Annotated in this window: 14 protein-coding genes; 9 read left to right on the top strand and 5 right to left on the bottom strand. The window is 47.4% G+C overall.

Annotated elements, in window-relative coordinates:
• Window positions 1-64: 64 nt before the first annotated feature.
• Both BC343_RS31525 and BC343_RS31520 read right to left on the bottom strand, forming a co-directional pair.
• Window positions 65-544, bottom strand: coding sequence for a sensor histidine kinase (locus BC343_RS31525; RefSeq protein WP_238381709.1), 480 nt, complete (start codon window positions 542-544; stop codon window positions 65-67).
• Between the two features lie 467 nt (window positions 545-1,011).
• Entirely contained in the window at window positions 1,012-2,004 is a 993-nt protein-coding gene (locus tag BC343_RS31520) for a tetratricopeptide repeat protein (RefSeq protein WP_078346722.1), read from the bottom strand.
• 140 nt (window positions 2,005-2,144) lie between these two features.
• On the opposite strand from BC343_RS31520, the gene xth reads away from it, so the two are divergent.
• The 3 genes from xth to BC343_RS05450 all read left to right on the top strand — a co-directional run bounded on the left by xth (window position 2,145) and on the right by BC343_RS05450 (window position 4,655).
• Window positions 2,145-2,921, top strand: a complete 777-nt coding sequence (xth, locus tag BC343_RS05460) for an exodeoxyribonuclease III (protein WP_078346721.1) — start codon at window positions 2,145-2,147, stop codon at window positions 2,919-2,921.
• A gap of 70 nt (window positions 2,922-2,991) precedes the next feature.
• Window positions 2,992-3,471 (top strand): cupin domain-containing protein, encoded by a 480-nt coding sequence (locus BC343_RS05455; protein ID WP_078346720.1) that lies wholly within the window; start codon window positions 2,992-2,994, stop codon window positions 3,469-3,471.
• Window positions 3,472-3,575: 104 nt separating this feature from the next.
• A complete protein-coding gene (locus tag BC343_RS05450) occupies window positions 3,576-4,655 on the top strand; it encodes an acyltransferase family protein (RefSeq protein ID WP_078346719.1) in 1,080 nt (359 codons plus the stop codon).
• Between the two features lie 37 nt (window positions 4,656-4,692).
• Here BC343_RS05450 and BC343_RS05445 read toward each other — a convergent pair whose 3' ends face one another.
• A complete protein-coding gene (locus BC343_RS05445) occupies window positions 4,693-5,376 on the bottom strand; it encodes a hypothetical protein (protein WP_143822072.1) in 684 nt (227 codons plus the stop codon).
• 190 nt (window positions 5,377-5,566) lie between these two features.
• Here BC343_RS05445 and BC343_RS05440 point away from each other — a divergent pair, with 190 nt between their 5' ends.
• Complete coding sequence (locus tag BC343_RS05440) at window positions 5,567-6,457, top strand: dienelactone hydrolase family protein (RefSeq protein ID WP_078346717.1); 891 nt, start codon at window positions 5,567-5,569, stop codon at window positions 6,455-6,457.
• A gap of 85 nt (window positions 6,458-6,542) precedes the next feature.
• On the opposite strand, the gene BC343_RS05435 is transcribed toward BC343_RS05440, so the two are convergent.
• Window positions 6,543-6,773 carry a hypothetical protein gene (locus BC343_RS05435; protein ID WP_078346716.1) on the bottom strand — a complete coding sequence of 77 codons (231 nt, stop codon included), beginning with the start codon at window positions 6,771-6,773 and terminating at the stop codon, window positions 6,543-6,545.
• Between the two features lie 181 nt (window positions 6,774-6,954).
• On the opposite strand from BC343_RS05435, the gene BC343_RS05430 reads away from it, so the two are divergent.
• From BC343_RS05430 to BC343_RS05420, 3 genes are all read left to right on the top strand, one after another.
• Window positions 6,955-7,311, top strand: a complete 357-nt coding sequence (locus tag BC343_RS05430) for a nuclear transport factor 2 family protein (RefSeq protein ID WP_078346715.1) — start codon at window positions 6,955-6,957, stop codon at window positions 7,309-7,311.
• An 11-nt stretch (window positions 7,312-7,322) separates the two neighbouring features.
• Window positions 7,323-7,898 (top strand): Crp/Fnr family transcriptional regulator, encoded by a 576-nt coding sequence (locus BC343_RS05425; protein WP_078346714.1) that lies wholly within the window; start codon window positions 7,323-7,325, stop codon window positions 7,896-7,898.
• A gap of 99 nt (window positions 7,899-7,997) precedes the next feature.
• Window positions 7,998-8,612 carry a PAS domain-containing protein gene (locus tag BC343_RS05420; protein ID WP_078346713.1) on the top strand — a complete coding sequence of 205 codons (615 nt, stop codon included), beginning with the start codon at window positions 7,998-8,000 and terminating at the stop codon, window positions 8,610-8,612.
• Window positions 8,613-8,615: 3 nt separating this feature from the next.
• Here BC343_RS05420 and BC343_RS05415 read toward each other — a convergent pair whose 3' ends face one another.
• Window positions 8,616-9,395: an NUDIX hydrolase gene (locus tag BC343_RS05415; RefSeq protein ID WP_078346712.1), complete on the bottom strand. Its 780-nt coding sequence runs from the start codon at window positions 9,393-9,395 to the stop codon at window positions 8,616-8,618.
• A 147-nt stretch (window positions 9,396-9,542) separates the two neighbouring features.
• Here BC343_RS05415 and BC343_RS05410 point away from each other — a divergent pair, with 147 nt between their 5' ends.
• Window positions 9,543-12,428, top strand: coding sequence for a PQQ-dependent sugar dehydrogenase (locus BC343_RS05410; RefSeq protein ID WP_078346711.1), 2,886 nt, complete (start codon window positions 9,543-9,545; stop codon window positions 12,426-12,428).
• 19 nt (window positions 12,429-12,447) lie between these two features.
• Window positions 12,448-13,410 (top strand): sugar phosphate isomerase/epimerase family protein, encoded by a 963-nt coding sequence (locus BC343_RS05405; protein WP_078346710.1) that lies wholly within the window; start codon window positions 12,448-12,450, stop codon window positions 13,408-13,410.
• Window positions 13,411-13,425 lie beyond the last annotated feature (15 nt).

The raw sequence follows: 13,425 nt of genomic DNA, 5'->3' as shown, positions 1-13,425 counted from the left end.
CCCCTCAAATGGCCGCCAACGCAAGCCTCGGATGTTACATTTGAGGCTTTTGTGTTTGCTTTTGTTACAAAGCGGCTTTAAAATAAATAATAAATTCCGAGCCCTTGCCCTCCACGCTTCTCACTTCCATGTGGCCGCCGTTCTCTTCTGTAAATTGTTTTATCAGCATTAGCCCAAGCCCGGTACCGGCTTCTTTATCGGTGCCTTGTTCCGATATCGCTTTGCCACTCACCTTAAACAACTTGCTTAGCTTTTCTTCAGACATCCCAACGCCGTTGTCTTTTATATGAACGGCATATAGACCGCTTGCTTCGGTATAAAAAACATCTATTGTGCCGTTGTGCTGCGTAAATTTAATAGCGTTGCCAATAATGTTTTGCAAAATAATGCGCACGTGGCTCAGGTCTGCCTGTATAAATACCGGGCCTGCCGGCAGGTGGTTTATTTGCTGATCCTTATTTTTAGAAAAATAGGCAAACACCGATACAACCTCTGCTACCGCTTCGGTCAGATCGATCTTTTCGAAACTAAGTTTAAGCCCCATTTGCTGGCTATTCGCCCAAACCAGCAGGTTGTTTATCATATCGGTAACCAGCGTAACTTGTTTATAAAAGCCTTCAAAAACAATATCCTGTTCCTCTTTTTCCAGCCCGCCATATCTGATCAGCTCCAGGGCCTGCAATATTGATGCAAAAGGGCTACGCAGATCGTGCCCTATCACTGAGAATACCTGGTCTTTGGCCTGATTGGTTACTATAAGTGCTTCGCGTTGTTTGGTTATCTCTTCTGCTTGCCGGGCTATGGCAGTATTGCTTGCCTGCAAATCGCGGTTCAGTGCCGATTTATGCTTATTGCTACGAATGATAAGCAATAACACCACTACCAAAAATACCACCACTAACAATATCAGCGCAATAAGCATACGGTTTAGGTTAATGGCCTGCCGGCTTATTTGGTTCTGCTTAACCAATTGCACGTTCTCTGCCTTTTTCTCCTGTAAATGCAGGTAGTTTATTTCAATTTCTTTAGATGCAGAGAACAAACTATCGGCATACTTTTTCGACAGCACCTGGTTTGTGTAAGCATTTTTATAATCGTGTATGGCGGCATAGCTTTTCCCCAATATATTGTAGGCACGTTGCACATCCCAGCCGGCATCAAGGCTAAGCGAAAGAGCCAAACCCTTCTCGGTATTATTAATGGCCTCGTTGTATCGGCCCAATTCGTAATAAGTTTGCCCCAGCCCGAGTAAGCAAAGCCTTTTTCCCAATTGTCCTGATAGCGCTTAAAGTTGAGGGCCTGGCTGTAGTGCTTTAATGCCTGCGGGTAATTCTTAGCATGATAGTACGTTTCGCCCATCCGGTTAAGGGTCATCTGGTACATATGCCAGTTCTTCGTTCTTTCGGCAACTACCATCCCTTTTTTAAGGTAATCGAAGGCTTTATCAACCTGCTTTATCTCGTCGTAACAAAGCCCTATGTTGAAATAATTGGCTGCTAATTTGGCGCTATCCTTCAGTTGTTGCGCATAATTTAATGATTTGCCGAACTCATAAATAGCATCGTGCATCCTATCCTGCGCCAAATAAATAAGCCCTTTGTTGTTGTAGGCAGCGCCAATGCCTGTTTTATATCCTATTTTTTGGCTTACCGCCATGGCATCATCAGCAGCAGTAAGCGAAGGGAAATACGAACCTAAAATATAATAAACACGGGCCGTGTTGTTGTATGATAGCGCCACCCCTTTTTCAAACTTTTGGGCTTTTGCCAAAGCAAGGGCTTCTTTTACAAATAACTGTGCGGTATCGGTACTGCTGTAAAAGTACTTCTCGGTAAGGGAGTTGAGCAGTATTACGCTGGCGGTATCTGTTTTAAAATTACTTTGCAGGCGGGCTTTGTTTAGCTTGTTAAGCAATGCCGTTGTTTCGGTTTGCCCAAAGGTTACAAACGGGCATAAAAGAAAAAAGCACAGCAATACCCGGTATGTTGTGAGGTGTTTTCGCATAGCAATTAGGAGTACCCCTAATATGCGTAAAAAAGCCAGAATACCCTAATGTTTTTACATAGCTGTTGTGCAGGGCGCTTTTATCTTTAAACACGTTTTGATAGCTTTGAACGTCCCCGCAAAGCGGAGCCAACAAGCCTATGAAAATTGCCACCTATAACGTTAACGGCGTAAACGGCCGTCTGCCGGTACTACTGCGCTGGCTCGAAGAAACCAAGCCCGATGTTGCCTGCCTGCAAGAATTAAAGGCCCCGCAAGAGAACTTCCCGCTGCAAGCTATTAACGATGCCGGCTACAACGCTATATGGCACGGCCAAAAAAGCTGGAACGGTGTTGCCATACTGGCGCGCGGCATGGAGATAAAAGAGCTGCGTACAGGCCTGCCCGGCGACCCGGAGGATATCCAGAGCCGCTATATTGAAGCTTTGGTGAATGATGTGGTAATAGGCTGCCTGTATTTACCCAATGGCAACCCCGCACCGGGGCCAAAATTTGATTACAAGCTCGATTGGTTCAACCGCCTAACCAGCCATGCATCGGGGTTGATAGCATCCGGCTTGCCTGCCGTTTTATTGGGCGACTACAACGTGATGCCCACCGAGCTTGACGTTTACAAACCCGAACGCTGGCTGGATGACGCCCTCTTCCGCCCCGAAACGCGCCTTGCTTTTAAAAATCTGGTAGACCAAGGCTGGACAGATGCCATCCGCAAACTTTACCCCGACGAGGTTATTTATACTTTTTTCGATTATTTCCGCAACGCTTATGGCAGGAATGCCGGCCTGCGTATAGACCACTTCTTGCTCAGCCCGAGTATTGAAGGCAGGTTAAAAGCCGCCGCGGTTGACCGCCATGTGCGTGGTTGGGAAAAAACCAGCGACCATTGCCCGGTGTGGATAGAGCTGGAAGGCCAATAGGCATTTATTTTTTTCTGATGTAACACCAGCGTTTCTCCTTTGGTCATGTGTTCAAATAAAACACATCACAATGGAAAACATTCAAACAGAGAACCAAGCGGCCGTAGTGCCCACCTTCCGCAGCTATTACGGCGGATACTTTGAAATTTTAATAAGCCCCGAAGAGTCGGCCGGCAACCTGGGCATGGTAGATATGCGCTTGCCTAAAGGTTCGGAACCACCGCCTCACATACACCTGCACGAGGATGAAACATTTTATATACTGGAAGGCGAAGTAGTGGTTACCGTTGCCGGCAAACAGACGTACTTAAAAGCCGGCCAGGCGGCCTTTGGCCCCAAAGGCCTCGAACACGCTTTTGAAGTATTAACCCCGGAAGCACGAATAATAATTACCATTACGCCCGGTGATTTCGTTAACTTCTTCAAGGAGTTTAGCGCACCGGTAGAAGGTGCGCCGCAAATTACCCCGCCACAAGGCCCGCCGCCTGCCGAAGCAATTGAGTATATGGCCGCGCGTTTAAAAAGCCGTTACAATGTAATGTTTGTTTAGGCAGAAGCCGGAGGCATTTTGCAGTTTTAAAACCCTCGCAACGTTTAGCTTGTGGGGGTTTTAATTTTTAATGATACTTTTGGTTTTGCACCCAAAAACCAAACATGAGCACATTAAGCCCGCAAGTACCTACCGCAAAACAACATTTTCACATTCTCGATGGCTTACGTGGCGTGGCCGCACTGTCGGTGGTTTGCTTCCACTTTATGGAAGTGGTGTATAGCGATTATAGTAAGGATTTTATTGGCCATGGTTTTTTGGCGGTCGATTTTTTCTTTTGCCTCTCCGGCTTTGTAATTGCATATGCCTATGATAGCCGCATTGGCAAAATGAGCCTCGGCAGTTTCATTAAGGCAAGGCTTATTCGCCTGCACCCTATGGTGGTAATGGGTTCGGTATTGGCCATTATCGGTTTCATCTTCGATCCTATTGCACCGTTGGGCGGGGTATACGGTGCCGGAAAAACGGCATTGATATTTCTGTGCGGTATTTTGATGATACCTTACCCGGTGGTGGCAGAACGCTGGTTCAACCTGTTCAATTTGAACGCGCCGGCATGGTCGCTGTTTTGGGAGTATATTGCCAATATTATTTACGCGTTGGTGTTGTACCGGATAAACCGCAAATGGCTTATCATCCCTACCCTGCTGGCAGCTGTGGGTATCTGCTATATGGCCAAAGTATCGGGCAATGTAATGGGCGGCTGGAGCGGCGGCACCTTTTGGGATGGCGGTATCCGCATCGCTTATTCGTTTTTGGCGGGTATGCTTATCTTCCGCTATAATATCATCATCAAAAACAAGCTGGGTTTTATTGGCGTGGCGGCATTGTTGATGCTGGCATTTATTTCCCCCTTCAGCACTTGGAACTGGCTTACCGAACCATTTATCGTAATCATCTATTTCCCTTTAATTGTTGCCCTGGGAGCCGGTGCTGTACTTAGCCCGAAGCTTACCAACATATGCATTTTCTCGGGCGATATTTCGTACCCGCTTTACATGACGCATTACACCTTTATCTGGATGTTTGCCAACTACAACGCCAAATTCAAACCAACAATAGCGCAACTAAGCTACATCATCCCCATAAGTATGTTGCTGTTACTTGGCATTGCCTGGCTGGTAATGGTGGCATACGATACGCCTGTTAGGAGGTACCTAAACAAAAAACGGGCAAGTGCTTAGCACCTCCCCGCTCCCATTATTTTAGAATAACCGGCTGTTACTCGTAAACTACCGAATAGATAGACACCAGCTTGCCCGCCGTAAAATTAAGCGTTAACTGCTGGTGGCGTTTTTCTGATATGGCAGAAACGAAATACCACTGCGGCGAAGCACTCATTTGCGGATCGTAAGCCTTTGCCATATCTTTAAAAAAGATAGATATCCTCTCGAATTTGTTGGCATAGGTGCCTTGCGCTTTAATTTTCACTAATTTTTGGTATACAGCAGTCACCGGGTCTCCTACCGTAACCCTCGCATCAGCACTATTCCCTTGTGGCCACTGGCTAAACTGAACACCATTGTTGTTAAATATCGTTTTTACTTTATCATCGGCAAAACCTATCTGCACGCCGGTAGAGGTACCTTTTGCCTCATCCAAAAAAACAGAAGTATATAAGGGTAGCGTATTCTCCAGACCTTCCAGGCTGCTGTAAACATTGTTTACTATACCCATGCCGCCCAGGCTACGGTCAACCCGCATGGCTTGCAAATTAGTATAAATATCGGCACTGTTTTGGCCAATGTTTATCCCCCAAAGCCCGCCTGTTGTAAGAGTATCCCTCGATAGTATTTTAGGTGGAATAGGGTCCGGCCCTCCGGTTTCATTTTTCGGACCGTTTTCTTTTATGCAGGCCGCCAATGATAATATCAATAAAGATAGAATAGGTAATAGTCGTTTCATAGTGTTGGTGGTGTTTTGTATCTATTACGAATTAAGTACCTGAACTGTAACAGCATATTGCCTAAAAATTAAATTAAAATTTATGGCGCTAAGTACCCGGGCTATCAAACTATTAGCGTAGCGATACTGTTACAGTTTGTGCTTGTATGCGCGCGCCGCATTTAGTTACATTTGAATAAACCACTTAACTATGAGCCAGATAAATAAAGAAGACATTAAACAAGAAGTATTTGACCTGTACGACGATTATGCGCACAACCGGCTGGATCGCCGCTCTTTCGTTCAAAAACTTTCGCTATACGCTGTGGGCGGGCTGACCGTGCCGGCAATAATGAGTTTTTTAATGCCCGATTATAAGACAACGGCAGAAGTTAAAGCTGATGATCCGGCTTTAAGCTCGGGTTATATCAACTACTCATCACCCAAAGGTGGCGGTACTATTAAAGGCCTGCTATCTAAACCAAAGGATGCCAAAAAGAAACTGGGCGGTATTATAGTGGTACATGAGAACCGCGGACTGAACCCATATATTGAAGATGTTGGCCGCCGTGCGGCTTTAGCTGGCTTTATTTCGCTGGCGCCAGATGCACTTACTCCACTGGGTGGTTACCCCGGCAACGACGATGCCGGCCGCGAAATGCAAAGCAAACGCGATAAAGGCCAGATGGAAGAAGATTTTATTGCCGCCTTTGAATACCTGAAAAAACATAAAGATTGTAATGGCAAAGTAGGTGTAGTTGGCTTTTGCTTCGGGGGTGGCATTGCCAATATGATGGCCACCCGCGTGCCCGATCTGGCCGCCGCTGTTCCGTTCTACGGCGGGCAACCTGCAGCTGCCGATGTTCCTAAAATTAACGCACCGCTGATGCTGCATTATGCATCGTTAGATACCCGTATTACCGGAGGCTGGCCCGCTTACGAGGAAGCTTTAAAGGCCAACAACAAAACATACCGGGCTTTTATTTACGAGAATGTGAACCATGGCTTTCATAACAACACCACGCCGAGGTATGATAAACCCGCCGCCGATTTGGCCTGGCAGCGCACAATTGAGTTCTTCACCGAGAATTTGAAAGGGTAATTAGCCCCTCCCGAACACAACAAAGCCCCAGGTCCCAGCCAGGACCCGAGGCTTTTTTATTTAAGTTCACAGCGAGTGCAGCGTTTTAAAACATCACAGGGAAATAAAACATGTAGGCTACAACCGCCAGCACAAGCGTTACAGCAATTGAAGTTATCGCGTTCTTCATCAAAGCATCGTCTTCAACAACATGCGCATCTATCTTTTTTAGTTCTTCAGCCATGCGCGCCGAGTTGTAGGGGCCGTGCAGCAATGTGTCGACATCGGCCATATAAAAATGCCCGGCGTTGTTCAACTGTGGGGTGTTCGTATTCATAACCTGTGGATGTAGATCATAAAATTACATACGATGCAGTTAACCTTTATGAAATATTTTGCAATCACGTATTTCTACGCGAATTTACCGATGGGTTAATTAGCCATGAATTTTAGCTCCCAACCGCCATTTATTAAACTACTTTAACGTTTTTGGCGCTGCATACCCGGACCTTTGGTTTATGAAAAACATGACAGAAACCATTACGCGCTACATAAGCGCCTGGAACACCACAACAGCTGATGAAATAAAAGCCGCAATAACATCATGCTGCCATCCGCAGGTAACTTATACCGACAAAAACACACCCAAGTTTACAGGGATAGACGATTTAGTGGCACTTATACTGAGCGCACATGAAAAATTCCCGGGCATCGGGTTTTCGGTACTAACCTCCCCTGAATACTTTGAGGGCAATTGCTATTATACATGGGGGATGTTCTTACCCGGCACCGGCGATGTAGCGGGCAGAGATTATATGGTGTATAACGAAGAAAACAAAATAGTGGAGATTGTAGGATTTCTGCCTGCATTGTAGTAACATCGTTCATGTTCCATTACATCCTTGCCAACTTTGCCATACACGTGCAACTGAACGATGCCGAAACAGCACGGCTGGTATCGGTTTTGCAGCACCACGTGGTAGAGAAGAACGACAGCCTGCTACAGCCGGGTAGCGTTTGCCGCCACGTTTGGTTTGTGAACAAAGGCTGCCTGCGGGTATTCAACCGCGATAAGGATGGCGAAGAACACAACGTATTGTTTTGCCCCGAAAATTGGTGGGCCAGCGATATGGCCAGTTTCAGCAACCATGCGCCTGCCTATTATGGAATCAGCGCATTAGAAACCACCGAAGTATTTGCCATTACCTACCAGGCGCTCGAGCAATTGTACGTTGATGTACCTAAGCTCGAGCGCTTTTTTCGCATCCTGTCGCAAAACGGGCTTAGCCTGTTCCAATACCGCCTCAATGCCAACCTATCTAAAACAGCCGAAGAACGATATGCGCTTTTCCAAAAACAATACCCAGGGTTAGAGCAACGCATTGCCCAAAAGCACATCGCGTCTTACCTTGGTATTACACCTGTGTTTTTAAGCATGCTGCGTAACAGGGCGGTACGCTGAAAAAGCCTTTATCGTCAAGCACTCCCCTTATCAGGCGATAGCCGCAATAAATAACTTGCCTTTTGTGCGATATCCTAAAAACCTCATTATATTTAGGTTATGGAAACCGGGCCTAAATTCTTACACTCTCTTTTCGAAGTTGCACACGTCGAATTTCAAACGTTCGACCTTTCTACCCAAAAAGTAGTTTTTTCCAGCGGCGTAGTGCGCCGCTTGTTGGGCTATTCGCAGGAAGAATACGATGCGCTGAGCACCAATTTCTACCAAAGCATCATCCACCCCGATGATTTTGAGAAAGTGCAACATACGGTTGAGCAAATACTTGCTGCGGAGAACGGTCAGATATTTGAAATGACGCTGCGCCTGCGCAAAAAAAATGGCGACTACATTTGGCTGCATTCGCGGCAGATGATATACGAGCGTACACCCGGCTGCGGAACCTGTACCATCATCCGCGAGGTAGAAGATGTTACCAAACTGGTAGCTTTGGAAAATGAGTTAAAAGAAAAAGTACGGCAGTTGAACGTGGTATCCTTCAAAAATTCGCACTTGCTACGCAGCCCCGTAGCCAGCATAATGGGTTTAATAAGTCTGGTAGAAGAGCAGGCCATTACCGGCGAGCATAACCGGCAGATATTACAATTCCTGAAAGAAACCATTATTAAGCTTGATGATGTTATCCGCGAGATAAATGATGAAGCGAGGGAAAAATGATTACTATACCAACACTAACCCTTCATCCAGCGCCTTCTCATAAGTCTCGCTATTGAATTTATAATAGGTGGGCGAGCGGTGCCCGCCTATGCTTTTCTTTTCCTCGAGCTTGGTTAGTAGGCCAAGCGATTGTAGCTTGATAGGAAAATTGGTTGCATTCAGCTTTTTACCCGATAATGCTTCGTATAAAAACCTTATCTCTTTCAACGTAAATTTTTGTTGCAGCAGCGCCTTGCCTATAGGGTAATGGTAAAGGTGCATACGCATGGCCAGCAGGGCTTCGCGAAACATCTCATCATGGTCGAAACCCAGGCTGGGTACTTCGGTTACCGGGAACCATTTACACTCGCTCGAAAGGAAATCGGTGCTGGGTTGGGCATTCAGCATATCGGTTACGGCGTAATAACCAACCGATGCAGTTTCGCCGCTCAGCCAGTTATCGTTATCTATTTTCACACCTATCAATTCGGCCAGTTTATCTTCATCCCACGATCCTTTGTTGCAGTTGCGCCCCACATCGCCAAAGGTTTTAAACTGCTGCAGAAATAAATTGGCAATGCCCGTGCGGTCGGCGGTTACGCGTGCAGCGGCTTGCTCCAGGCTTTCATCTTTACGGATGTAGCCGCCGGGAAGGCACCATTTGGTCACGATCTTGTCTTTCACCAACAGCACCAGCAACTGTTCGCCATCGTAGCCAAATATGGCGCAATCAACCACCAGGTTGGGCCGGTAGTCGATATACCCCTTTAAAAAGAAGTTGCGGATATCTTCTATACTCTGCACGCAAAAAATTATTTATTGAATTTCAACAAATGTAATTACAATTTTATACATTCGTTCATTAATTGAATTTCAACAAATGAAATTCGGTTGATGCCCAGCCTGTTCAGCACCCGGGCGGCGTACCAATAAACCAATTTAACCAAACATATGCAACATTTTTTACGCAAGCTGCGCTTTCGCGGCGGGTACGTGCAGGCGCTGATGGTTTCGGCTGCTTGTTTGCTCATGTACTCCTGCTCCCCCAACCAGGCTGCCGACGATGGCAAAAAACCCGACGACAACCGCTTTACCCCCATCGCCCTCACCAAAACAGGTGATTTAGACGAGCCCATGAACTTTGAGGTACTGAACGATGGCCGTGTTTATATCAACGAACGCAAAGGCGGTTTGAAACTGTTCGACCCATCAACCAACTCCATCACCCTTGTTTCAACCATCCCCGTAAATACAAAATACACCAGTGCCGAGGGCGTAGTTACCGAAGCCGAAGAGGGCTTCATCGGTTTCACCATCGACCCTAATTTCGACAAAAACCACTGGGCATACCTCTTCTACTCGCACCCAACCGAAAAGAAAGATGTATTGAGCCGCTGGGAACTGCGCGATGATAAACTGATAGAAGGTTCAGAAAAGGTACTGCTGGAGATACCCAAGCAACGCGAAGTTTGCTGCCACACCGGTGGCGGCATGACCTGGGACGCGAGCTACAACCTGTATATTACCGTTGGTAACAACACGGGCAACGTGGCTGATAAATCGCAAACCGATGAGCGCCCTAACCGTACCAGCTGGGACGACCAGCGCGGAGCCGGCAACACCAACGACCTGCGCGGTAAAATTCTCCGCATCCACCCCGAAGAAAATGGTACTTACACCATCCCCGAAGGTAACCTGTTCCCGAAAGGTACACCAAAAACCCGCCCCGAAATTTATGTAATGGGCGACCGTAACCCATGGCGGCCATCCGTTGATAGTAAAACCGGCTTTTTATACTGGGGCGAAGTTGGCCCCGATGCCAGCGAGGACAGCAAAACTACCCGGGCAGGTAGGGATGAACTGAACCAGGCACGAAAAGCAGGTTTCTTCGGCTGGCCATATTTTATTGGCGAGAATGTGGGCTACCCCATGTACGATTATAAAACCGATAAAGTGGGTGCTCCGCAAGACCCCGCGCACCCCGTTAACAAGTCGGTAAACAATACAGGGCTAACCGAATTACCTACCGCGCAACCGGCATTTATATCATACCCTTACGGCGTATCCGAAAAATTCCCTAAAGTGGGTACGGGCGGCCGCTGCGCTGTGGGCGGGCCAGTATTCCATAAGGATAATTTCAAGAATGCAAAAACTACTTTCCCATCTTACTACGAAGGCAAATGGATAGCTGCCGACCTAACACGCGGCTGGATCATGTCGATAAAAATGAAGGAGAATGGCGATTACGATAGCATGGAGCAATTCCTGCCCGATTATCACCCTGTGGAGCCTATCGATATCAAATTTGCCTCGAACGGCGACTTATATGTACTGGAATATGGCAGCAACTGGTTCCGCAAAAGCGAGAACGCCAAGCTGGTGCGCATCACTTACAACAGCGGCAACCGTGTTCCGGTAGTAAATGCATCGGCAAATGTTAGCGGCGGTGTTGTGCCTTTGAAAGTAACCCTATCATCGGCCGGTACAAAAGATTTTGATGGCGACGAATTGAAATACGAGTGGGCGGTGAAAGATGCCTCGGGCAAAACCGTAGAAACGCTGAAAGATTCAACTTCAAATCTTACGCTTGATAAAGCCGGTGTTTATAACGTATCGCTTACCGTTACCGATCCATCGGGCGCTAAAAACAGCAAATCGCTTAAAATTGTAGCGGGTAACGAGCCACCGGCAGTTGCACTAACGCTGAGCAGCAACAAAACCATGTTCTTCCCCGGCAAGCCGGTAGTTTACGATGTAAAGGTTGCCGATAAAGAAGACGGCAAGGTTGACCCTAAACAAGTTGCCGTGAGTGTTGACTATGTATCTGAAGGCTTTGATATGGCGGTAGTGAACCAACAGCAACGCAGTGTTGATGCCTCTACGCGTTTTGCGGTGGCTGCTGCATTAATTGCCAAAAGCGATTGCAAAGTATGCCATAACGTTAACAGCAAGTCGGTTGGGCCAATGTTTACTGCTATAGCCGATAAATATAAAGCCAAATACGCCTGGGCGCTTGATAGCCTGCCTAAAAAGATCCGCGGCGGCGGTGGTGGTGTTTGGGGCGAAGTGAATATGCCTGCACACCCGGCCATGAGCCTTGCCGATGCACGCACTATTACGGCCTACATACTTGGCTCTAACGATAAAAACATAAGCACCCTGCCGCTGGCCGGCAGCTATACCGAGCAATTGCCTGCAGGCGATGCCGGCACCGGCACCATGATCATCCGCGCGGCGTATACCGATAAAGGCGCAGGCGCGGTACCAGCTTTAACTACCGAAAAAACTATCCAGCTACACAGTTCGCAATACAGCAGCGGCGATGCCAATATTCTGCACAATGCCGAGAAGATAGTCGAGGCGATGTTTACCGTGAGCACCAATATCCGCCCTAAAAACGACGGCTATTTCGCCTACAAAAACATCGATCTTACCGGCGTACAGCAAGTGGCACTAATGGCAACGGCCAACCCCTCGCAAGGCTTTGTAGGTGGCAACATAGAGATACACCTTGATAAACCCGACGGGCAACTGTTAGGCACCGCTAACGTAGCGCCGGTGAATCCATTCGCGGCCCTAATGAATGCAGCTAATGCGGCGCAAACCAAGGGCGGCTCTAAAGTGGCAGCCCCTACGGCCAAAGGCCCCGCCAAAAAAACAAAGGGACCAAGCATGGCCGATTTTGCCAAACTGATGGGCGGCATGGCCACCAAGATCAATATCAACGGGGCATCGGGCCAGCACGATATTTATTTTGTGTTTAAGAATGCCAAGGCCAAACCATTGGAGCCGCTGATGTCGGTTTCGAGCGTGAAATTCAATGATGTAAAACAATAAAAACTAAATAAAACTGATAATGACTAACAGAAGATCGTTTTTAAAAAATACCGGCGCGCTTGCATTAGGCAGCCTGCTTTTACCGAAACTAAGCCAGGCGGTCCTTTTGGCCGCACCAAAATACCGGGACGATATTGGCATACAACTCTACACCCTATCAGACCTGATGGTGGCAGATACCAAAGGTACTTTAGAGAAAGTGGCCGGCATTGGTTTTAAAGAGCTGGAAACCGCGGCTACGCCCAAAGGCTACTACTATGGCATGAAACCGAAAGAGTTTGCTGCCATGGCCAAAGATATGGGCATGCACTGGCGTTCGCACCACGTAATGGGCGCGCCTTTTGATATGGCCAAGCTGGAGGAGATGATCAAGAAGAACCTTGGTGGTGATGATGCCAAGGCCAAACAAATGATGGAGCGTTTCAAATTCTTCGGTACCATACCTACGCTGAAAAGCGACTATCAAAAGTTAGCTGATGAAGCAGCCGAAGGCGGTTTAAGTTACCTGGTTTGCGCCAGCATCCCTGTGGACACTATGGACCAAATGAAAGCAGCGGTGGAGATATTCAATAAAGCCGGCGAGGCCTGCAAAAAGAATGGCGTACAGTTTGCCTATCACAATCACGCCACCGAGTTTGATATGGTTGAAGGGCACCGTCCGTTCGATTACATCCTGACCAATACCGACAAGAACCTGGTAAAAATGGAGCTTGACCTGGGCTGGGCAACCAAAGCCGGGCAAGATCCTAAAGCGTTGTTCAAACAGCACCCGGGCCGTTTCCCGCTATGGCATGCGAAGGATATGGATAAGGTGAACAAAGCCCCAGCCGAAGTAGGCACCGGCATTGTTGATTTTAAAGACGCCTTCGACCATGCAAAAGATTCGGGCATGAAGTACTTCTTCGTAGAGCAGGACCAGGCCCCGCAGCCCCTGCAAAACGTTACCAATAGCTACAATTATTTAAAGAAACTATTAGCATAATCAACCGTTCCATCT

It is taken from the genome of Mucilaginibacter pedocola, from assembly GCF_002013915.1.
Lineage (GTDB): Bacteria > Bacteroidota > Bacteroidia > Sphingobacteriales > Sphingobacteriaceae > Mucilaginibacter > Mucilaginibacter pedocola.
This window is presented reverse-complemented; position numbering and strand designations above follow the sequence as displayed.

Bases quoted from the DNA above. Each gene is read 5' to 3' on its own strand.
- BC343_RS31520 (WP_078346722.1), bottom strand. From the start codon at position 2,004: ATGCGAAAACACCTCACAACATACCGGGTATTGCTGTGCTTTTTTCTT.
- BC343_RS05405 (WP_078346710.1), top strand. From the start codon at position 12,448: ATGACTAACAGAAGATCGTTTTTAAAAAATACCGGCGCGCTTGCATTA.
- BC343_RS05430 (WP_078346715.1), top strand. From the start codon at position 6,955: ATGAAAAACATGACAGAAACCATTACGCGCTACATAAGCGCCTGGAAC.
- BC343_RS05410 (WP_078346711.1), top strand. From the start codon at position 9,543: ATGCAACATTTTTTACGCAAGCTGCGCTTTCGCGGCGGGTACGTGCAG.
- xth (WP_078346721.1), top strand. From the start codon at position 2,145: ATGAAAATTGCCACCTATAACGTTAACGGCGTAAACGGCCGTCTGCCG.
- BC343_RS05450 (WP_078346719.1), top strand. From the start codon at position 3,576: ATGAGCACATTAAGCCCGCAAGTACCTACCGCAAAACAACATTTTCAC.
- BC343_RS05445 (WP_143822072.1), bottom strand. From the start codon at position 5,376: ATGAAACGACTATTACCTATTCTATCTTTATTGATATTATCATTGGCG.
- BC343_RS05455 (WP_078346720.1), top strand. From the start codon at position 2,992: ATGGAAAACATTCAAACAGAGAACCAAGCGGCCGTAGTGCCCACCTTC.
- BC343_RS31525 (WP_238381709.1), bottom strand. From the start codon at position 544: ATGGGGCTTAAACTTAGTTTCGAAAAGATCGATCTGACCGAAGCGGTA.
- BC343_RS05425 (WP_078346714.1), top strand. From the start codon at position 7,323: ATGTTCCATTACATCCTTGCCAACTTTGCCATACACGTGCAACTGAAC.
- BC343_RS05420 (WP_078346713.1), top strand. From the start codon at position 7,998: ATGGAAACCGGGCCTAAATTCTTACACTCTCTTTTCGAAGTTGCACAC.
- BC343_RS05435 (WP_078346716.1), bottom strand. From the start codon at position 6,773: ATGAATACGAACACCCCACAGTTGAACAACGCCGGGCATTTTTATATG.
- BC343_RS05440 (WP_078346717.1), top strand. From the start codon at position 5,567: ATGAGCCAGATAAATAAAGAAGACATTAAACAAGAAGTATTTGACCTG.